Origin of the sequence: Hymenobacter properus (genome assembly GCF_015694735.1) — a bacterium.
Taxonomy (GTDB): domain Bacteria; phylum Bacteroidota; class Bacteroidia; order Cytophagales; family Hymenobacteraceae; genus Hymenobacter; species Hymenobacter properus.
Window position 1 is genome coordinate 44,171 of record NZ_JADQDP010000004.1, and the last position, 18,019, is coordinate 62,189.

General features: G+C 63.2%; 17 protein-coding genes and 1 tRNA gene. 10 read left to right on the plus strand and 8 right to left on the minus strand.

All coding sequences use genetic code 11. The annotated features are described in order from the left end of the window. The first annotated feature begins 30 nt into the window (after positions 1-30). Positions 31-975 carry a Rossmann-fold NAD(P)-binding domain-containing protein gene (locus I2I01_RS16725; RefSeq protein ID WP_196287656.1) on the plus strand — a complete coding sequence of 315 codons (945 nt, stop codon included), beginning with the start codon at positions 31-33 and terminating at the stop codon, positions 973-975. 202 nt (positions 976-1,177) lie between these two features. On the opposite strand, the gene I2I01_RS16730 is transcribed toward I2I01_RS16725, so the two are convergent. Continuing rightward, positions 1,178-1,250: transfer RNA gene (locus I2I01_RS16730), tRNA-Lys, on the minus strand. Between the two features lie 325 nt (positions 1,251-1,575). On the opposite strand from I2I01_RS16730, the gene I2I01_RS16735 reads away from it, so the two are divergent. The 3 genes from I2I01_RS16735 (at position 1,576) to I2I01_RS16745 (ending at position 3,699) form a co-directional block, all read left to right on the plus strand. Further along, positions 1,576-2,094, plus strand: a complete 519-nt coding sequence (locus tag I2I01_RS16735; protein ID WP_196287657.1) for a hypothetical protein — start codon at positions 1,576-1,578, stop codon at positions 2,092-2,094. A gap of 24 nt (positions 2,095-2,118) precedes the next feature. Beyond that, positions 2,119-2,943, plus strand: coding sequence for an MOSC domain-containing protein (locus tag I2I01_RS16740; protein WP_196287658.1), 825 nt, complete (start codon positions 2,119-2,121; stop codon positions 2,941-2,943). A gap of 78 nt (positions 2,944-3,021) precedes the next feature. Beyond that, positions 3,022-3,699, plus strand: a complete 678-nt coding sequence (locus I2I01_RS16745; RefSeq protein WP_196287659.1) for a DUF2461 domain-containing protein — start codon at positions 3,022-3,024, stop codon at positions 3,697-3,699. Between the two features lie 138 nt (positions 3,700-3,837). Here I2I01_RS16745 and I2I01_RS16750 read toward each other — a convergent pair whose 3' ends face one another. After that, positions 3,838-4,461, minus strand: a complete 624-nt coding sequence (locus tag I2I01_RS16750; protein ID WP_196287660.1) for a deoxynucleoside kinase — start codon at positions 4,459-4,461, stop codon at positions 3,838-3,840. A gap of 127 nt (positions 4,462-4,588) precedes the next feature. Here I2I01_RS16750 and I2I01_RS16755 point away from each other — a divergent pair, with 127 nt between their 5' ends. Beyond that, positions 4,589-5,035 (plus strand): hypothetical protein, encoded by a 447-nt coding sequence (locus tag I2I01_RS16755; protein ID WP_196287661.1) that lies wholly within the window; start codon positions 4,589-4,591, stop codon positions 5,033-5,035. A gap of 93 nt (positions 5,036-5,128) precedes the next feature. Here the strand turns inward: I2I01_RS16755 and I2I01_RS16760 are convergent, their stop codons facing one another. Next, positions 5,129-5,587: a hypothetical protein gene (locus tag I2I01_RS16760; protein ID WP_196287662.1), complete on the minus strand. Its 459-nt coding sequence runs from the start codon at positions 5,585-5,587 to the stop codon at positions 5,129-5,131. A 113-nt stretch (positions 5,588-5,700) separates the two neighbouring features. On the opposite strand from I2I01_RS16760, the gene I2I01_RS16765 reads away from it, so the two are divergent. Together I2I01_RS16765 and I2I01_RS16770 are read left to right on the plus strand one after the other, a co-directional pair. Further along, positions 5,701-6,228 carry a GNAT family N-acetyltransferase gene (locus I2I01_RS16765; RefSeq protein ID WP_196287663.1) on the plus strand — a complete coding sequence of 176 codons (528 nt, stop codon included), beginning with the start codon at positions 5,701-5,703 and terminating at the stop codon, positions 6,226-6,228. A 121-nt stretch (positions 6,229-6,349) separates the two neighbouring features. Further along, positions 6,350-6,580, plus strand: coding sequence for a CDGSH iron-sulfur domain-containing protein (locus I2I01_RS16770; protein ID WP_196287664.1), 231 nt, complete (start codon positions 6,350-6,352; stop codon positions 6,578-6,580). 72 nt (positions 6,581-6,652) lie between these two features. Here I2I01_RS16770 and I2I01_RS16775 read toward each other — a convergent pair whose 3' ends face one another. The 4 genes from I2I01_RS16775 to I2I01_RS16790 all read right to left on the minus strand — a co-directional run bounded on the left by I2I01_RS16775 (position 6,653) and on the right by I2I01_RS16790 (position 13,674). After that, positions 6,653-9,286: a T9SS type A sorting domain-containing protein gene (locus I2I01_RS16775; protein ID WP_196287665.1), complete on the minus strand. Its 2,634-nt coding sequence runs from the start codon at positions 9,284-9,286 to the stop codon at positions 6,653-6,655. Positions 9,287-9,367: 81 nt separating this feature from the next. Beyond that, positions 9,368-12,031, minus strand: coding sequence for a T9SS type A sorting domain-containing protein (locus I2I01_RS16780; RefSeq protein WP_196287666.1), 2,664 nt, complete (start codon positions 12,029-12,031; stop codon positions 9,368-9,370). Between the two features lie 198 nt (positions 12,032-12,229). After that, positions 12,230-13,270 (minus strand): hypothetical protein, encoded by a 1,041-nt coding sequence (locus I2I01_RS16785; RefSeq protein WP_196287667.1) that lies wholly within the window; start codon positions 13,268-13,270, stop codon positions 12,230-12,232. Positions 13,271-13,419: 149 nt separating this feature from the next. Then, complete coding sequence (locus tag I2I01_RS16790) at positions 13,420-13,674, minus strand: acyl-CoA-binding protein (RefSeq protein WP_196287668.1); 255 nt, start codon at positions 13,672-13,674, stop codon at positions 13,420-13,422. A gap of 214 nt (positions 13,675-13,888) precedes the next feature. Between I2I01_RS16790 and I2I01_RS16795 the strand changes: the two genes are divergently transcribed. Both I2I01_RS16795 and I2I01_RS16800 read left to right on the plus strand, forming a co-directional pair. Then, positions 13,889-15,187, plus strand: coding sequence for a metal-dependent hydrolase family protein (locus I2I01_RS16795; RefSeq protein WP_196287669.1), 1,299 nt, complete (start codon positions 13,889-13,891; stop codon positions 15,185-15,187). Between the two features lie 269 nt (positions 15,188-15,456). After that, on the plus strand, positions 15,457-16,014 hold the full coding sequence (locus I2I01_RS16800; protein WP_196287670.1) for a CinA family protein: 558 nt from the start codon (positions 15,457-15,459) through the stop codon (positions 16,012-16,014). Here the strand turns inward: I2I01_RS16800 and I2I01_RS16805 are convergent. Continuing rightward, positions 16,011-16,631 carry a hypothetical protein gene (locus I2I01_RS16805; protein WP_196287671.1) on the minus strand — a complete coding sequence of 207 codons (621 nt, stop codon included), beginning with the start codon at positions 16,629-16,631 and terminating at the stop codon, positions 16,011-16,013. The genes I2I01_RS16800 and I2I01_RS16805 overlap by 4 nt on opposite strands. Before the next feature lie 155 nt (positions 16,632-16,786). On the opposite strand from I2I01_RS16805, the gene I2I01_RS16810 reads away from it, so the two are divergent. After that, a complete protein-coding gene (locus I2I01_RS16810) occupies positions 16,787-17,983 on the plus strand; it encodes a zinc dependent phospholipase C family protein (protein WP_196287672.1) in 1,197 nt (398 codons plus the stop codon). The last annotated feature ends 36 nt before the right edge of the window (positions 17,984-18,019 follow it).

An 18,019-nucleotide genomic window follows, 5' to 3' on the forward strand; every position in this document is an offset into this window, starting at 1 on the left:
CTACCCGGGCCTTAAATCACTGCATAGCCCATGAAAAATTTCACCTCCTTCGCCGATGCGGGCGACTACCACGCCCTCCTGAAGCAAGCCCTCGAAATCAAAGCCAACCCCTACGGCTACCAGCACATCGGGCGCAACAAAACGGTGGGCCTCATCTTCTTCAATCCCAGCCTGCGCACCCGCCTTAGCTCGGTGAAGGCAGCTTACAACCTGGGCGCGCAAGCCTGGGTGCTGAACGCCGGCGCCGACTCCTGGACCCTGGAAATGGCCGACGGCGCGGTGATGAACGGCGGCACCCAAGAGCACATCAAGGACGCCATTGCGGTGATGAGTCAGTATTGCGACGTGCTGGGCGTGCGTACCTTCCCCACCCTCAAAGACAAGGCTGAAGACTACGGCGAAGTCGTCTTCAACAAGATTCTGCAGTACGCTACTGTGCCCGTCATCAGCCTTGAAAGCGCCACCCTACACCCGCTGCAGTCGTTTGCCGACCTTATCACCGTGGCCGAAACCAAGAAGAATGAGCGCGTGAAAGTGGTGCTCACCTGGGCGCCGCACGTGCGCGCTCTGCCCCAATGCGTACCCAATTCCTTCTGCGACTGGTTCTCGGAAATTGACTGGGTCGATTTCGTCATCACCCACCCCGAGGGCTATGAGTTGGACCCCAAGTTCACCAAAGGCGCCCGCATCGAATACGACCAGCGTAAAGCCTTGGAAGGCGCCGACTACGTGCAGGCCAAAAACTGGAGCAGCTACCTCCAATACGGCCAGGTGCTAGCCAATGACCCCGCTTGGATGCTCACCCCCGAGCACATGACCCTAACCAACAACGCCAAATTCCTGCACTGCCTACCCGTGCGCCGCAACGTGGAGGTATCCGATGCTGTGCTCGACGCGCCCGGCTCGCTCATTATCCAAGAAGCCGGTAACCGCACCATCTCCATGCAAACCGTGCTACACGAGCTGCTGAAGTAGCGTTAGCCACAAGCAATACATTAAAAAGTCTGTCATCCTGAGCGCAGCGAAGGACCTTCTCACGATAGTGCTTACGTGAGAAGGTCCTTCGCTGCGCTCAGGATGACAGACTTTTTTCTTCCCAGTCCACCGCACCTTGCTGCAACTGGACCCATCAAAACGAAAACGCCCCAACCTGTTTCCAGATTGGGGCGTTTTGCTGTGATCCCGCTGGGATTCGAACCCAGGACCCGTACATTAAAAGTGTACTGCTCTACCAGCTGAGCTACAGAATCGGTTATCTTTACCTTGGCGAGGCGTTTCCTGCTTTGGTGGTACAAAAGTACTACAGCCTCCCGAACTACACAAACACGACTCCAAAAAAAAGTCGTTCTACTTACTGTGCGGACCCTTTTCCTCCTTCTAATCTTCCTGCCTATCTGTGGCTTGAGTTCGCAGCTACCCGTTAAAAAAAAATTAACATTCGGCTCATTGGCCCTCCCCATTAACCTTGGCCAGGCCGATTCTCTTTTCGCCGCAGGGCAATATGCAGCGGCATTTCCGGCTTTTCGGGCCCAGGTGTGGCAAAAAAGACAAGCTTCGACCGAGCTTTTATTGAAAATGGCTTACGCGCAGCAGCAGTTGGGACACGCACCAGCCGCACTGCTGTACCTGAGCATGGCCCAGGCCCGGCAGCCACGGGTGCGCACCTGGCGGCAGATGGCGGCGGTGGCGGCCCGGCACCGGCTGGTGGGCTACCCGGCCACCTGGCAGCAGGAACTACGGGTGCAAGCCCAGCGCTACTACTACCCCGGCTTGCAGGCGCTGCTGGCCGGAGCGGTGGTGGGCGCCATCTGGTTGCTGTGGCGGCGCGGGCCGCGGGGTGCCTGGTTGGGCTACGCGGCCTACGTGGCGCTACTGGGGGCTTACCTGCACTGGCTGCGGCCAGCGCCGGTGGGGCTGGTGGCCCGCTCGGGCGCGGCGCTGATGGCCGGGCCCAGCGCGGGCGCTGCCTGGCTGAGCACGGCCGCGCTGGGCGACCGGCTGCTGGTTCTGGGGCAGCAGGACATTTGGTGCCGGGTGGAGTGGCAGCGCAAGACGGCGTTTGTGCGGGCAACGGATTTGCTGGTGGTGGAGTAGGCAGGGGGCGGTACTTTTGCGCCCATGTCTGCACCGCTTACGCTTTCCGGTTTATTTATCTACCCTGTCAAGTCGCTGGGCGGCTATGCTGTGCCCGAGGCCGAGGTGACGGCCCGCGGCCTGCGCTATGACCGGCGCTGGCTGCTGGTGGATGAGCGCAACCGCTTCATGACGCAGCGGCAGCAGCCTGAACTGGCCTTGCTAACCGTGGCCCCGGCTTACAACGGCTTCCTCATCAGCCACCGCCAGCGGCCCGATTTGCTGCCCCTGTTTATTCCCTTTGAAGCCACGCCCGACCGCACGCTGTTTGTGACGGTGTGGGATGATATTCTGTGGGCCTGGCGCGGTACGCCGGAGGCCGATGAATGGCTAGCCGAAGCCCTGGGCCGCCCCTGCCGGCTGGTGTACATGTCGGACATGGTGCGGCGCGACGTAGAGCCAACCCTCAACCCCGAAGGCCAACTCGTGAGCTTTGCCGACGGCTACCCCTTTCTGCTGGCGGGCGAGGCGGCACTGGCCGACCTCAACACCCGCCTGGCCCAGCCCGTGCCCATGAACCGTTTCCGGCCCAACCTGGTATTTGGCGGCGGCGAGGCGTACGAGGACGACCGGTGGGAGCGGTTCCAAATCGGCGAATTGCCATTTCGGGCGGTGCGCGGCTGCGGCCGATGCGTGATGACGACCATCGACCAGGTCACCGCTCAGAAAAACCCCGTGGGCGACCCATTGCGTACCCTGGCCGCTTACCGCAAAGTTGACAACAGCTCGCTTTTCGGCCAGAACGTGACCGGTCCCGGCCAGGGGCGCCTGCGCGTGGGCGACGCCGTGACGGTGCTCAGCTACAAGTAAGCGGCTGGCCGGAGTCCAGCGCAACTCTTGGCTCGGCCGTGGCGTTCTGCTGGGCCGGGCCCAATGCCTGGTTTGCGCATGGAACTGGATTATCTGCTGAACTTCATGGCCCGGCTGGCGGCCAACAACACCACCGCCTGGATGGCCGAGCACCGCGCCGACTACCAGCGCGCCCGCGCAGCCTGCACCGAGCTGGTGCGCCAGGTGCTCGCCCGCGTAGCCGCCACCGACCCCGACCTGGCCAACCTGACGCCCGCTGACGTGATGTTTCGGCTGCATAAGAACGACCGCGCCCACCGCGACCCCGAGCCCTACAAGCGCCGCATGGGCGCCGGCCTCAAGCTGGGCGGGCGCCATGCGCCGCGGGCGGGCTACTTCATCGCCATTCAGCCCGAGGGCAAAAGTTGGCTGGGGGCGGGCACCTTCCACCCCACCCCGGAAATGCTGGCGGCCATTCGGCAGGAAATCCACTACAGTTCAGACGAGTTTCACCGGCTGCGGCAGGCGCCGGAACTGCTGCGCTACTTTCCGGATGGTCTCGACACCGCGGGGCCGCAGCTGACGCGGCCGCCCCGCGGCTACACGGCCGACGACCCGGACCTGGCCTGGCTGCGGCTGAAGACGTTCGGGGCCGGGCGGTTTTACACCGATGTGGAGGTGCTGGCGCCGGACTTTGTGGACCAGCTGGTGGCGGCCATTGCGGCCGCGCGGCCGCTGGTTGATTTTTTCAATGAAGCGCTGCCGGGCGGGCAGTAGCGTACTGGACGAGACAAAAAGCACGTCATGCTGAGCGCAGCCGAAGCATCTCTACCGCTGTACTAATCATTTACTCTCGCGGTAGAGATGCTTCGGCTGCGCTCAGCATGACGTGCTTTTATTCCTGCAATTAACTGCTTAAAACAGGCCGAACAGCGTCGTATTAATCTTATCGATGATGGTGCCGAGGTCCTCGGGGCGGCGCACGTAGTCCAACTCGCTCACGTCGACGATGAGGTGGCGGCCGGCGGTGTAGCCGCTAATCCACTTTTCGTAGTGCTCGTTGAGGCTTTTGAGGTACTCGATGCTGATGCTGTTTTCGTAGTCGCGGCCGCGTTTCTCAATCTGGCTCACCAGCTTGGGCAGGTCGGCGCGGAGGTAGAGCAGCAGGTCGGGCGGGGCCACGAGGTCAATCATCGACTCGAACAGCGCGTAGTAGTTGTTGTAGTCGCGGGTTTCGAGCAGGCCCGACTCGTGCAGGTTGGCGGCGAAGATGTGGGCGTCTTCGTAGATGGTGCGGTCCTGGATGATGCCCCGGCCGGCCTTTTGCAGCTCCTTGATGCGCTGCGTCTGGCGGAAACGGCCGTTGAGGAAGTACACCTGCAGGTGGAAGGCCCAGCGGGGCATGTCGTGGTAAAAATCCTTCAGGTAAGGATTGTCGTCCACGTCTTCGAGAAATACTTCCCACCGAAAATGCTGGGCCAACTTGTGCGCCAAGGTGGTTTTACCGGCTCCAATGTTGCCGACGATGGCAATGTGCATGCGCTACGAACGAATAAAGGCGAGGGAAAAGCAGAACCCCAAAGGTAGCAGGGCCACGCTATTACTTGCCCTTTATGCGTGGCTGACTATATTTGGAAACCCTGCGAAATTATTGCAATTTCCTGCCATGCTCTCCTCCCCTCCTACCCATCTGCTCAGCCTGCCGGATTCGCATGGCGCTCCGCTGGCCGAATACCTTTATTACCCTGACCAGCACATCTTGTACGTGCGTTGGCACGGGCACCTCACGGGGGGCGAGGTCATCCGGGGCGTGCAGCAGGGCGGGCAGTGGCGTGGGCAACTCGATTACCCACTTATTTTGAACGACAAAAGCGACACCAGTGGTGACTGGAGCGACGCCGTGCCCTGGCTGCAATACGAGTGGCTGCCCCAAGCCGTGAAGCTGGGGGTGCGGGCCATGGCCTACCTGTTCTCGCCCGACCGCGACAACCATTTTGCCAGCCACGAGTTCATTGCAGCCCTGCGGCCCCACATTATCGTTGAACAATTTGAAGACCCCGAACTGGCCATGAAGTGGCTAGCGCAGCAAGTGCCGCAGCCCACGGCGCAGTAAGGGCAGAACGAAAGAGCCAAAAAATATAAAACGAACGTTGCGCCGGGCACAGCAGAGCATCTGCGCCCGGCGCAACGTTCGTTTTCAAGGCCATTACTCCAGCTTTTCTTTCACGTTGCGGGCACCGCGCAGGGTGTGAAACTCGCCCTGCAAACTGCGGACGCGCAGGCGGTCGTCCAGCGGCAGGTCGGTGCGGACTTGTTCGTAGCGCTGGTTGAGGCGGGCGAGGACTTCGCCGGCGGCGTCCCACTGCGGGGCGGTCCAGGTGCGACGCTCGTCGCGGGTGGTGGCCATAAACCGCTCGTAGAGGTTGGGCAATTCCTCGGCGCGGGCCTGGGCCAGATTGATGTCGGTTTGGAGCAGGTGCTGCTGGGCGGGGTCGGAAGCGTGGTTAGCGGGGCGTGAGGCCGCTTGCATTTGGGCTTTGGCCGAAGGGCGGGAGCCGGTGAGTTCGCCGCGACGCAGCAGTTCGCCTTGGGCGGTGTTGGGTTGGGCGATGGCGGCAGCGGGCAGGCCGGAAATCAGCAGTAAAACGAAGGCAGAAGCTTTCATAGAAGAGTCAATTTTGAAACGGGAATCGACCTTTTAACGCAAGGAGCGCGCCAACCGTATCAAAGCGGGCGGCCGGTTCGGGTTTTTCGCCGCAATTTCGTGTTTTGCCGCCTATGACTTCCGACGCCCAACTCGCCCCGCCGCGCATCGAGCCCGCCACGCTCAAGGACATTCCCACCATCATCGGCCTGGCCGAGGCCACCTGGGAGCCCACCTACCGCTTCATCATCTCGCGCGAGCAGCTGGAGTACATGTACCGCGTGATTTACACCTCGGCCTCGCTGAAACGGCAGATGGTGGAGCAGCAGCACACGTTTCTGCTGGCGTACGTGGAGGGCGAGCCCGTGGGCTTCGCGTCGTTCAGTCCGCTGCCGGCCGAGGAAAACGGCGACAATGGCTACAAGCTGCACAAGATTTACGTGCTGCCCACCCGGCAGGGCCAGGGCCTGGGGGTGCACCTCATCGAGGCCGTGGAAAACGCTGCCCGCGCAGCTGGCGGCCGCTTTCTGGACCTGAACGTGAACCGCTATAACCCCGCCATTGCTTTCTACGAGCGGCGCGGCTTCGTGCGCCAGCGTGAGGTAGACGTGCCTATCGGGCCGTACTTTATGAACGATTACATCATGCGCAAGGCGCTGTAAAGGGGCTGAGTTTTGAGGGTTGAATGTTGAGTTATCAATTCAGTTCGACCTCGGCACTCTATTCTCTTAACGCAGTCTTTCCGCAATTCAACACTCAACCCTAAAAACCAACCCCTCTAAAATGGCCACCAAACTCACCGTGCTTTCCAACGGCTCCCTCCGCGTAGAGGGCGAAGAAATTGAACTAGTAGACGCCCAAGGCAACCCCTACGGCCTCGGCGGCCGGCAGCGCATCAGCATCTGTCGCTGCGGGCTTTCGAGCCAGAAACCCTTCTGCGACGGCTCGCACAAAGGCCACTTCGAGCACGATGCCACTGCGTTTGACCTGCCCGCGCCTAAGCCGGCGGTGTAGTTCGTCTGCTTCAAACGTAAAAAGCCCGCTGCCCAAATTGGCCAGCGGGCTTTTCTTTTTCAGACAGTCGCTTTATTCCACCACCAAGCGCTGTGTGTATTCGCCACAGCGCACCAGGTAGGTGCCGGCGGGCAGGCCGCGCAGGTCCAGCGCGGCCTCGGCCGTGGCGGGGGCGGGGTAGCGGCGCACGGTGCGGCCCTGCGCATCGACCAGCGTGAGCGGCAGGCGGGGAGCACCGGCGGGCAGGCGCAGCGTGGCCGCGCCGTGGGCCGGGTTGGGGAAGAGCTGCGCAGCGAGTGCGGCTTTCGCCGCGGTGGCAGCCAGCGGAGCAGCAGGGTCGTAGATGGCGAAACGAGACATGACCTTGCTACCATCGCCAACGCCGGTGAAACTGCCGCCGAAGTGCAGTTTGCCATTCGTGCCGAGGGCCAAGGCAAAAACGGCGTTGTTAAGGCCAGTGCCAAGCGGGCTCCAGGCCGTGCCGTTCCAGCGTGCGGTGCGGGCCGCGGCCACGCCGTCGAATTGCGTGAAGTCGCCGCCCACGTAAATGTCTCCGTTGCCGGTCACCACCAGGCTGCTCACCGCGCCGTTTGTTCCGTTGGCTGCGCCCGTGCCCACTGGGCCCCAGGCCGTGCCGTTCCAGCGCGCTACCCGGCTGGCCGGCACCCCGCCTGCCTGCGTGAAGCCTCCGCCCACGTACAAATCACCGTTGGCGGCTAGGCCCAAGGCACTCACGTAAGCATCGACGCCGTTGGCCGGCCCGGCGCCCATGCCGCTCCAGGCGCTGCCGTTCCACTTCGCAATGTGGTTGGCCAGTACGCCGCCAACCTGGTTGAAGCCGCCGCCCACGTACAAGTCGCCATTCGAGGCCACCAGCAGCGTGTGCACCGGACCGTCGGCGCCGTTGTTATTTCCTACGGCGCTCCAAACAGTACCATTCCAGCGGGCGATGTAGCTGGTGTAGGCGCCGCCAGCCTGGGTAAAATTGCCGCCCACGTACACGTCGCCGTTGGGGGCCAAGGCCAAGGCATTCACAGTGTTGTTGACGCTATTGGCCGTGCCGGTGCCCAGGGCACTCCAGGTGGTGCCGTTCCAGCGTGCTACGTAGTTGATGGCCGCCCCCCCTATCTGGGTGAAGTTGCCGCCGATGTACACGTCGCCATTGGGGGCCACAGCCACGGCCCGCACGGCGCTGTTGATGATGCCGCCCACCGCCGGACCCACCGGGCTCCAGGCCGCGCCGTTCCACCGGGCCACGGAGTTCACTATGGCGCTGCCGGCCATGCGCAGCTCCCCACCGGCGTACACGTCGCCGTTGGCGGCAGTTGTCAGTGCATAAATTGGGGTATTGTAATTTATGCCAAACACCCCGTTCAAGCCGGTGCTCACAGTGTTCCAGGCAGTGCCATTCCAGCGCAGCAAGTAATATGCGGCGGTACTTGCAATGGTGTTGAAGTCGCTGCTGGCCGCATACACGTCGCCGTTGGTGGTTACGGTCAACGACAATACCGTGGTGCCGATGGCATTGGCCGGGGGCGTGCCCACGGCGCTCCAGGCGGTGCCGTTCCAGCGCGCTACGCGGCTCACGGTGGCTCCGCCCGCTTGCGTGAAGTTGCCGCCGATGTACAGGTCGCCGTTAGCAGCCACGCCCAGCGTTTGCACCGCCACGCCCGTGCCCGTGGTGCCCGTGCCCACGGCGCTCCAAGCGGTGCCATTCCAGCGGGCCACGTTATTGGCCGGCGCGCCGCCCGCCTGGGCGAAGCTGCCGCCCACATACAGGTCGCCGTTGGGGGCAATGGCCAGCGCCGCCACCGCGCCATTTACGCCGTTGGCTGTGCCCGTGCCCAAAGGATTCCAGCTGGTACCGTTCCAGCGCGCCACCCCAAAGGCAGGCGCGCCACCAGCTTCTGTGAAGCTTCCTCCGGCGTACAAGTCACCGTTGGCGGCCACGACTAACGCGTTGACCGGACGCCCACTCGCGGTGCCGAGGCTAACGCCCGCGCCCAGGGCACTCCAGGCCGTGCCGTTCCAGCGGGCCACGTTGTTGACCGGCACAGCGCCGGCCCGACTAATCGCGCCGCCCACGTACAGGTCGCCGTTCGGGGCAATGGCCAAAGCAGAGGCGAAGCCATCCAAGTCGTTGCCGGCAGCCGGGCTTAGCGGGCCCCAAGCCGTGCCATTCCACTTCGCCAGGCCATTGGCCGGTATGCCACCCGCTAGGCTAAAAAATCCACTTGCGTACACGTCGCCGTTGCCGGCAACCGCCAAGGCCACCACTTCGCTATCGGTTCCATTAGCGGCGCCCGTGCCCAAAGAGCTCCAGGCCGTGCCGTTCCATTTGGCTACGTAGTTGGCTGCGAGGTTGCCGATAAGCCGGAAGGCTCCGCCCACGTAAATGTCGTTGCCGACGCGCACCACGACGTTGATGCGGCGCTCGGCGCCGTTGAGGCCAAAGCCATTTTGCCAACGCTCATCGCCGGTTCCGGTGGTACCGGCGGGCCGAAACACGGGCCGCCCGTCGGGCGCCGTGCTCACGCAAAACTCGCGAGCATCGAATGAGCCGTTGGCCCCCGGCCGCAGCGTACCATCAGGGTTGAGGACTTCGGCGAGGGAGGGACCGGTTGTGGGCAGAGCGGTGGCGTGGGCCGGACGCATCAGGCCCAGCGCCAGCAACAAGAGCAACAGGTAACGTAGCGTTTTTTTCATGCAGGGCGCGGGAGGAGAATAGTGGAAATCGAGGAAAATAACCTCGCCCAAAAACCCTGCCACGCTGGTCCCAAACGGTTGCTATTCTACCAGCAGACGTTGCGAATATTCACCGCAGCGCACCACGTAGGTGCCGGCAGGTAGGCCGCGCAAGTCCAAATTCGTTTCGGCATTGGCCGGGGCGGGGTAGCGGCGCACGGTGCGGCCCTGCGTATCGACCAGCGTGAGCGGCAGGCGGGGCGCACCGGCGGGCAGGCGCAACGTGGCCGCGCCGTGGGCCGGGTTGGGGAAAAGCTGCGCGGCTGGGGTGGTGCGGGCGGCTTTGGTGGCGAGGGGAGCGTTGGGGTCGTAGATGGCGAAGCGAGCGGTAAACTTACTGCCGTCGCCGGTGGCCGTGAAGCTGCCGCCGGCATACAGCTTCCCATTACCTCCCACGGCAAGGGCACCAACCAACCCATTCAGTCCGGTGCCCAGGTTGCTCCATGCTGTCCCGTTCCACTTAGCTATGCGGTTGGCCACTGTGATGCCGGCCAGCGGCCGAAAGCTCGTGCCTATATATAGTTCCCCAGCCGCTCCCAAGGCCAGCGCGGTGACCGCAACGTTGATACCGCTGGGCGTAGTCGTTCCTACCCCGCTCCAGCCAATTCCGTTCCAACGGGCCAGGTAATTGACGGGTATTCCATTCGCCAGTGTAAAATCTCCGCCTACATACACATCACCGTTCGTGGCCACGGCCAACGCACTGACCGGGCCGCTTACGTCGTAGTAGCTTCCTGTCGCGAAGGCCACCCAAGCGGTGCCGCTCCAACGGGCGATGAAATCAGTGGGGCCGCGCTTGCTCCGGGAAAAGCTGCCCCCCGCGTACACAGTCCCATTAGGAGCTACCGCCACAGCCGCTACTTCTCCGGTTGAATAGGTTCCACCGCTGCCAAGCCCCGTGCCCATCGCACTCCAGGCGGTTCCGTCCCATTTGGCGATGCCATTTGCGTAGACGTTGTTGCCGGCCCGGTCAAAGCTGCCGCCTGCGTAGAGCTCCCCCGTTGGGGCCAAGGCCAGCCCGTTCACCGCCCCGTAATTGAAGCCGTTGGCAGCCCCAACGCCCAGCGAATTCCAGGCCATGCCATTCCAGCGGGCCACCCGATTGGCCGCCGCCCCGCCGGCCAGTGTGAATTCTCCGCCCACATACACTTCGCCGCTGGAGGACACGGCCAGCGCTTTCACGGGTCCGTTGGTTCCATTGGCAGCCCCCGCCCCTAACGCCCGCCAGTCGTTGCCGTCCCAGCAGGCGACGTTATTAGCCAACGTGCCCCCGGCCAAACGAAAAGTACCGCCCACGTATACCAGTCCGCCGGGCGCCGCCACCACGACCGAAACGGAAACATCGAAGACGGTGTACCCGTGCAAGCCAAGGCCCACGCCCGGGCCCAAGGCCCGCCATGTTCCGCCCGATAGCCGGGCAATATTGTTTACGGGCACTCCACCGGCCTGCGAAACGTATCCGCCCACGTATAGGTCGCCAGCAGGCGTGGTCACCATTTCGCCGACGGACGCCAACGGTGCGCCGGGCACTAGGCTCCAGGCCGTGCCGTTCCACATCGCCACGGTGTTGCTGGTCGTGGCCCCTACCGTCACGAGTGCCCCGCTCACGTACACCTCGCCGGAAGCGGCGATGGCAAGCGCCGCCGGTCCGTAGCCAAAGCTCACGGCCCCTCCCACGCCCAGGCTGTTCCAGGCGGTGCCATTCCACCGGGCGACGTAGTTGGCTGGCGCACCCCCGGCCTGGCTAAAGCCGCCGCACGCATACAGGTCCCCATTGGCCGCCACGGCCATGTCGTACACCACCGCGTTGAGGCCCGTGCCGGCGCCGCTGTTATTCAAGCCGCTCCACGCGGTACCGCTCCATTTAGCCACGCAAGTGGTACCCAGCAGGCCACCCGCCTGTAAAAAATCGCCTCCCACGTACACCGTCCCGTTCGGCCCCAACGCCAGGCACCACACCGACCCTAACCGCACCCCGTTGGCAGCGCCCGTGCCAAAGGAACTCCAAGTGGCACCGTTCCAGCGTGCCACGTTGATGGCCGCCACATTGCCAGCGTTGCCAAACGTCCCCCCGGCGTACACATCCCCATTAGAGGCCACTACTAATGTCCTCACCCGGCCATCCGTCCCGTTGGCAGCCCCACTTCCCAAGGCATTCCAGGCAGTACCGTCCCAGCGGGCCACGTTGTTGGCCGCCACATTGCCAATCTGGCTAAATGCCCCACCGGCATACACATCCCCGTTGGGCGCCATGGCCAGCGCGGTCACGCTCAGCGCCCCGCTGGGGTTCGTGGCTACACCGGTTCCCATTGCGCTCCAAGCCGTGCCGTCCCAATGGGCCAGGCAATTGGCCGGCACGTTCCCGGCGGCCGTGAAACTGCCCCCGATGTATACATGAACACCAAATTTCGCAATAGCGGCCACATACCCGTCTACTCCGTCGCGCACAGCAAACCCGTCGGCCCACCGCTCATCCCCCGCCCCCGTGGTGCCCGCCGGCCGAAAGACGGGCCGCCCGTCGGGCGCCGTGCTCATCCGAAACGCGCGGGCATCGAACGAGCCATTCGCGCCGGGCCGCAGCGTGCCGTCGGGGTTCAGAGCTTCGCCCAGTGGACGGCCCGGGGCAGGCAGAGCGGTGGCGCGGGCCGGACGCACGGGGCTCAGCCCAATCAGCAACAGAAAAAGGTAGCGTAGAAGGTTTTTCATGCAATGCGTGACAAGTAACTGCTGAAGTGGAAAATTAGGCATAAAAAATTCCTGGCATGGCGCGCCAGGGACTTCAAAAGCAATGCGTTAGCATTATGGTCGCTCCAGGTCGTTACTCGTACCCAACTTCGGTTTCTGTGCGACTGCAGGTTCTTGTTTCGCGGCCGTAAGTCAGTCCATATTAGCATCGGCCCTCCCCTACCCCGCCGCCGGCTTGGCACTCGGCCCTAGCATCTGCCACAAGTGCTGGCGCACGAGGTCGCCCATCGAGTCGCAGGCGTCGAAGGCCTGGGTGTGGTGGTAGCGGTTGAGCTCGGTTTTGAGCTGTTCCACCTTGTCCAGCGGGGCCAAGTCGTGGGCGCGCATCACGTCGAGCAGGGCCTTGAGGCGGTGGCGCTCGGCGCGGGCGCGGCCGGCCATGAGGGCGCGCTCCTCCGTTTGGTACTGGCGCACGGTATCGGGCTTGAGCAGGTGGGCGCACATGTCCACCACCGGGGCGTTGTCTTTGAAGGACCGGGGCAGGTACATGCTGCGGCGGCCCTCGTAGCTCTGCTGGTCGAAGTCGATGGCCCGGACGCGGTACTGTTCGTCCTCGAAGTCGGGCGTCACGGCGATGACGTAATTGTAGGCGCGCATGTCGCCGAGCAGCCGCACGAAGCAGCGCTCGTTGAATTTCACAAACTCTTTGGCGATGCGCACCTGGTTGAGGTGGGGCCGGCTGAGGTGCTTCTCGATGAAGTCGTCGCCGGGGATGCCCACGATGTGCTCCTCAATGAGCGTGTCGCCGCTCACCAGGAAGTTGATGGAATTGGGCGAGAGCAGGTGCTCCAGCTCCAGGCCGTAGAGGCGCGAAGCGTCGGCCTGCTTCACGTAGAAGTAGTCGTAGTTGTCGTTGAGCAGGTTCACGATGCGCACCCGGAAGGGCTGCGAGTTGCCGAACTCGCAGTAGTCGATGCGGTCGGCCACAAGGTGCTTGGAAAAGGACAGGTCGCCGGCCGTTTTCAGCAGCGCGTACACCTCCGTGAGGGCTGTGCTGAGCTCCTGCATCTCAGGCCCTTCAAAATAGATGGTTTGCCAGAGCGTGTCCTTGCCGGTACGGTCAATCAGCGGAAACGAGTTGCTGAAGCGGCGCAGGTCGGCGTAGGCCACAGGCAGGGCCACGGCGCGGTCGTAGTCGCGCAAGTACTCGCGCAGGGCGGGCGTGAGCGGGTACGCGGGCTTTTTGCGGGAGATGTCCATGGTGGTGAGATGGCGAGGTGGTTATCAGATATAAAGAACGTCATGCTGAGCGCAGTCGAAGCATCTCTACCGCAGCAGTAAATCTGATTACTTACGCGGTAGAGATGCTTCGACTGTGCTCAGCATGACGTTCTAAATTGAACCTGATTCTACCCTGCCAATTCCGCTACCAGCTCCACATATTGCTGGCGGGCGGCTTCTTTGCTGGTGCCTTTCAGGCTGTTCCAGGCGTCGTACTTGGCAATGGCTTTAAAGTCGAAGCCGCCGGGGCGGTCGCCGGTGAGGTCGCCTTCGGTAGCTTGCTTGTAGAGGGCGTAGAGCTGGAGCAGCACGGTGTTGCTGGGCTTCGAAGGCAGCTGCTGGGCGCGCTGGCTGGCGGTTTCAAACTCTTCCTGGGTGGTCATGCGATGGTGGATTGGTGGATGAATGGATTTGGTGGCTTGGCTCTGCCGTACCGCGCAAAGGAACGCGCTGCAGAGCGCAGCCAAAGCATCTCTACTGCGGAAGTAATTCATTTGATTCAACGAAGCGGTAGAGATGCTCCGACTTCGCTCAGCATGACGTTCTTTTATTGCGAGAACTCCACCAATCCGCCAACTCACCAATCCGCTTTTTCGCATGACGAAAAAATTTACGCACGCCCTGACCACAGCCGCGCTGCTGTTGGCCTCCCCTGCCGTTTTCGCCCAGAAAACTTACCTGCACTGCGGCAAGCTGCTCGACGTGCGCAGCGGCAAGCTGCTAGCCCAGCAAACCATCGTGGTGGAAAAGGACCGGATAACCGCCATTCAAACCGGCTACACGGCCGCCAGCGGCCCGCAGGATAAGGTCATCAACCTTGAGAACCGCACCGTGCTGCCCGGCCTCATCGACTGCCACGTGCACCTGGAATCAGAATCGAGCCGCAACCAGTTTCGCGAGCAGTTCACCCTCAACCCCGCCGACATCGCCTACCGCGCCCAGGGCTACGCGCTGACCACGCTGCGGGCCGGTTTCACCACCGTGCGCGACTGCGGCGGCTCGGGCGTGAACACCAGCCTGCGCAATGCCGTGGCCCAGGGCCTGGTGCCGGGGCCGCGCATCTATTCGGCTGGCATGCCCATCTCGGCCACCGGCGGCCACATGGACGAAACCGACGGCCTCAGTCTGGAGCAGATGGCGCACGCCGGAAACCCCATCAACCTCGCCAACGGCCCGGACCAGTGCCGTCAGGCCGTGCGCGAGCAATTCAAGCGCGGCGCCGACCTCATCAAAATTGCCAGCACCGGCGGCGTGCTCGACCTGAGCAAGGACGGCACCGGCGCCCAGTACACCGAAGAGGAAATCCGGGCTGTGGTGGAAACCGCGCGCGACCTGGGCTTGCGCGTGGCCTGCCACGCCCACGGTGCCGAAGGCATCAAGCGGGCCGTGCGGGCCGGCGTGACCAGCATCGACCACGGCTCTTTGATGGACGACGAGGCCATCAAGCTCATGGCCAAAACCCGCACCTGGTACGTGCCCACGCTCATTGCCGGCAAGTCAGTAGCTGACACCACGCGCACGCACCCGGGTTACTTCCCGCCCGTCATTGCCGAGAAAGCCCTGAACGTGGGCACCAAGATGCAGGGCACTTTCGCCCGCGCCTACAAGGCCGGCGTGCGCGTAGCTTTCGGCACCGATGCCGGCGTGTACCGCCACGGCCAGAACGCCAAGGAGTTTGGCTACATGACCGAGGCCGGCATGCCGCCGCTCGAAGCCATTCGCACCGCCACGCTCAACGCTGCCGAACTGCTGGGCGAAACCGCCGACCTGGGCGCACTGGAAGCCGGCAAGCTGGCCGACATCGTGGCCGTAGACGGCGACCCGCTGCAGGATATTTCGGCCCTGATGCGGCCTCGCTTCGTGATGAAGGCAGGCGTAGCGTACCGGAATGAGTAATTGGGGAGAAAGGAGAAGGGAGAAGGGAGAAGGGAGAAGGGAGAAGGGAGAAGGGAGAAGGGAGAAAAAGAACGTCATGCTGAGCTTGCCGAAGCATCATTACCGCAGCAGTAATTATTTACACTCTCGGCAGAGATGCTTCGACCGCCCTCAGCATGACGTTCTTTCCTTTGCAGACTGTTGCCATTAGGCATTGAGTGCCTAAGCTCCTCTGCAACACAGGCGGCAACAGGTAGCGTATGGCAGGGACGGCACACACCTTTCCCGCTATGAAGAAACCCGATATTGAAGGCCTAGTGCAGCAGTTTCTGCAGCAGAAGCTTACCCTAGCCCTGGCCGAAAGTTGCACCTGCGGCCTCGCTGCGGCGCAAATGGCCGCCGCCACCGGCGTGAGCGAGGTGCTGCTGGGCTCGGTGGTGACCTACCACACCGACGCCAAGCAAAAGCTGCTGGGCGTGAAAAAAGAAACGCTGGCCACCTACTCGGCCGAAAGCCAGCAAACCACCAACGAAATGGCCCTGGGCCTGCACCGCAACCTGCCGGCCGCCGACGTGTGCGTGGCCGTGACCGGCCTCTGCGGCGAGGGCGCTTCGGCCACGCCCGACAAGCCCGTGGGCACCACCTTCGTCACCATCCTGCTCGACGGCCACGCCCACGAGTACCGCGTGGAGCTGACCGGCGATGCCGACAGCCTGCGCCAGCAAGCGGCGGCGTTTATCTACGAGAAGCTGAGCGAGCTGCTGGAGCGGCGCAAGGAAGCGGCCGTAGCGGCCCAGCCCAGCTCGGTGCGCAGCAAGGCCGGCGCCACCACACACCCGGGCGACTAATGCCCGCTGGCCTCGTGATAGAGCGTGGTGACGCGGAAGAGCCCCGTGTTGCGGTCAAAATCAACCAGGCTTTGGTCGACGCGCAGCTTGCCTAGCGACGCCACGAAGGCGGGGTTGCTGGCGGCATAGGCCTGACGCAGGTACGACACGGTGAGCGGGAAAATGAGCCCGGTGAGGCCGCGGCTGAAAAAGTAGCGCGCGTTGGTGTAGGCTCCCATGGAGTTGGCGCCGGGCACCAGCAGGTTGTTGCCGTTGCGGTCGTTGCCGGCCGTGATGTTGCTGGTGCTGTACACGCAGAGCGTGTCGGCGTATTCGAGGCGGTACTCGTTGCCGCGAAACAGGCGCGTGGTGCGGCCCTTGCCATTCACGAAGCCCCACACGCTGTCGGGGGCGAAGCGCAGCTTGGTGGTGCGGGCACCTTGGGGCACTTCCACCACCACCATGCCGCGCTTGTCGGGATAAAAGGCATCGGAGCCGGCGGGCTGGGGCTGGCGGCGGTGGTAGGCCGCGGCCGTGCGGTAGGCCCCAGGTGCACGCGATACAGACGGCACTTGCGCCATGGCCGGACCGGCCAGCAGCGCGCTCCACAGCACAATCGAAAAACAGGAAAAACGCATAAGCAAGAGTTGGCAGGAGCCCGCCATTCGGGCAAAGGTAGGGCCGGCTGGGGCCGCCCACAGGGTTCGGAAGCGGCAACACGAGCGAATGTGCAAACCATTCCCGAACTTTGGGCAGGCCCCGTGTTTTCCCTCCCGCCATCTTTCCATTTTTCATGAAAAAAACCATCTTGCCGCTGCTGCTTGCGGCCCTTATGCTTGCCCACGGCACCGCCGGCGCCTGGGGTTTCTTCGGCCACCGCGTCATTTCGCAGGTGGCGGTGTACGAGCTGCCGTCTTCGATGCAGGCCTTCTACTACCGGCACATGCCCGAGCTGGTGCGCCTGAGCACGGCCCCCGACGAGCGCCGCAACGACGACCCCACCGAGGCGCCCAAGCACTACATCGACATGGACCATTATTCCGAAGACAACCCCTTCGGCAAAATGCCCCGGCAGTACGACAAGGCGGTGGAGAAATTCAAGGCCGACACCCTCAAGAAATACGGCACCGTGCCGTGGGTGGTGATGGAGATGAAAGACAACCTGACGGAGGCTTTCCGCTCGCGCGACACGGCCGCCATCGTGAAGTTCTCGGCCGAGTTGAGCCACTACGTAGGCGACGCCTTCGTGCCGCTGCACACTACCATCAACTACGACGGCCAGCTCACCGACCAAAAGGGCCTGCACAGTCTCTGGGAAAGCACCCTGCCCGAGAAGTACATCAACGACTACAAGCTCGACGGCGAGCCGGCCAAGTACATCAAAGACCCGCTGACGGCCATCTGGGAGGTTATTCAGCAGAGCTACGGCTTCCTGGGAGAGACGTTTGACCGCGCCACCAAGATTGAGAAGGTGATGAAGCCGGAGGTGCGCTTCACGTTCTCGCACAAGTACGGCAAAACCTCGCGCCGCTACTCCGACGCCTTCGCGGCCGAGTACGAAAAGGCCGTGGGCGGCATGGTAGACTACCGCCTCAAGGGCGCGCCCACGCTGGTGTCGTCGCTGTGGTATTCGGCCTGGCAAGACGCCGGCAAGCCCGACCTCAACGCCCTGATGACGCCCAGCAAGCCCAGCAAGGAAGAGAAAGCCAAGCTGAGCACCGAGCTTTCGGCCTGGAAAAAGAACACCCTGGCCCAGGACCAGCTGCTGCTGGCCCAGCAAAAAGTGAAGAAGGCCGAAGCCGCCGACGAAATCAAATCGGCTAAAGACATGGAGGAGCCGGCCCCGGCCAACGCCACCGAAGTAGGCGCGGCCCCGGCCGCCCCGGCGCCGGCACCGGAAGTGAATCCGGCTGCCGACAAGGTGAAAATTAAAACCAAAGGCAAAGACGGCAGCGAAAAAGTGAAGCTGAAGGGCGACGCCCAGAAGTAAGCTTTCCGGCACCGTTGGCTTAAGCCCGGCTCCGCA

Excerpts from the sequence above, each read along its gene's own strand:
- I2I01_RS16725 (WP_196287656.1), top strand. The coding sequence starts at position 31 with ATGAAAAATTTCACCTCCTTCGCCGATGCGGGCGACTACCACGCCCTC.
- I2I01_RS16735 (WP_196287657.1), top strand. The coding sequence starts at position 1,576 with ATGGCTTACGCGCAGCAGCAGTTGGGACACGCACCAGCCGCACTGCTG.
- I2I01_RS16740 (WP_196287658.1), top strand. The coding sequence starts at position 2,119 with ATGTCTGCACCGCTTACGCTTTCCGGTTTATTTATCTACCCTGTCAAG.
- I2I01_RS16745 (WP_196287659.1), top strand. The coding sequence starts at position 3,022 with ATGGAACTGGATTATCTGCTGAACTTCATGGCCCGGCTGGCGGCCAAC.
- I2I01_RS16750 (WP_196287660.1), bottom strand. The coding sequence starts at position 4,461 with ATGCACATTGCCATCGTCGGCAACATTGGAGCCGGTAAAACCACCTTG.
- I2I01_RS16755 (WP_196287661.1), top strand. The coding sequence starts at position 4,589 with ATGCTCTCCTCCCCTCCTACCCATCTGCTCAGCCTGCCGGATTCGCAT.
- I2I01_RS16760 (WP_196287662.1), bottom strand. The coding sequence starts at position 5,587 with ATGAAAGCTTCTGCCTTCGTTTTACTGCTGATTTCCGGCCTGCCCGCT.
- I2I01_RS16765 (WP_196287663.1), top strand. The coding sequence starts at position 5,701 with ATGACTTCCGACGCCCAACTCGCCCCGCCGCGCATCGAGCCCGCCACG.
- I2I01_RS16770 (WP_196287664.1), top strand. The coding sequence starts at position 6,350 with ATGGCCACCAAACTCACCGTGCTTTCCAACGGCTCCCTCCGCGTAGAG.
- I2I01_RS16775 (WP_196287665.1), bottom strand. The coding sequence starts at position 9,286 with ATGAAAAAAACGCTACGTTACCTGTTGCTCTTGTTGCTGGCGCTGGGC.
- I2I01_RS16780 (WP_196287666.1), bottom strand. The coding sequence starts at position 12,031 with ATGAAAAACCTTCTACGCTACCTTTTTCTGTTGCTGATTGGGCTGAGC.
- I2I01_RS16785 (WP_196287667.1), bottom strand. The coding sequence starts at position 13,270 with ATGGACATCTCCCGCAAAAAGCCCGCGTACCCGCTCACGCCCGCCCTG.
- I2I01_RS16790 (WP_196287668.1), bottom strand. The coding sequence starts at position 13,674 with ATGACCACCCAGGAAGAGTTTGAAACCGCCAGCCAGCGCGCCCAGCAG.
- I2I01_RS16795 (WP_196287669.1), top strand. The coding sequence starts at position 13,889 with ATGACGAAAAAATTTACGCACGCCCTGACCACAGCCGCGCTGCTGTTG.
- I2I01_RS16800 (WP_196287670.1), top strand. The coding sequence starts at position 15,457 with ATGAAGAAACCCGATATTGAAGGCCTAGTGCAGCAGTTTCTGCAGCAG.
- I2I01_RS16805 (WP_196287671.1), bottom strand. The coding sequence starts at position 16,631 with ATGCGTTTTTCCTGTTTTTCGATTGTGCTGTGGAGCGCGCTGCTGGCC.
- I2I01_RS16810 (WP_196287672.1), top strand. The coding sequence starts at position 16,787 with ATGAAAAAAACCATCTTGCCGCTGCTGCTTGCGGCCCTTATGCTTGCC.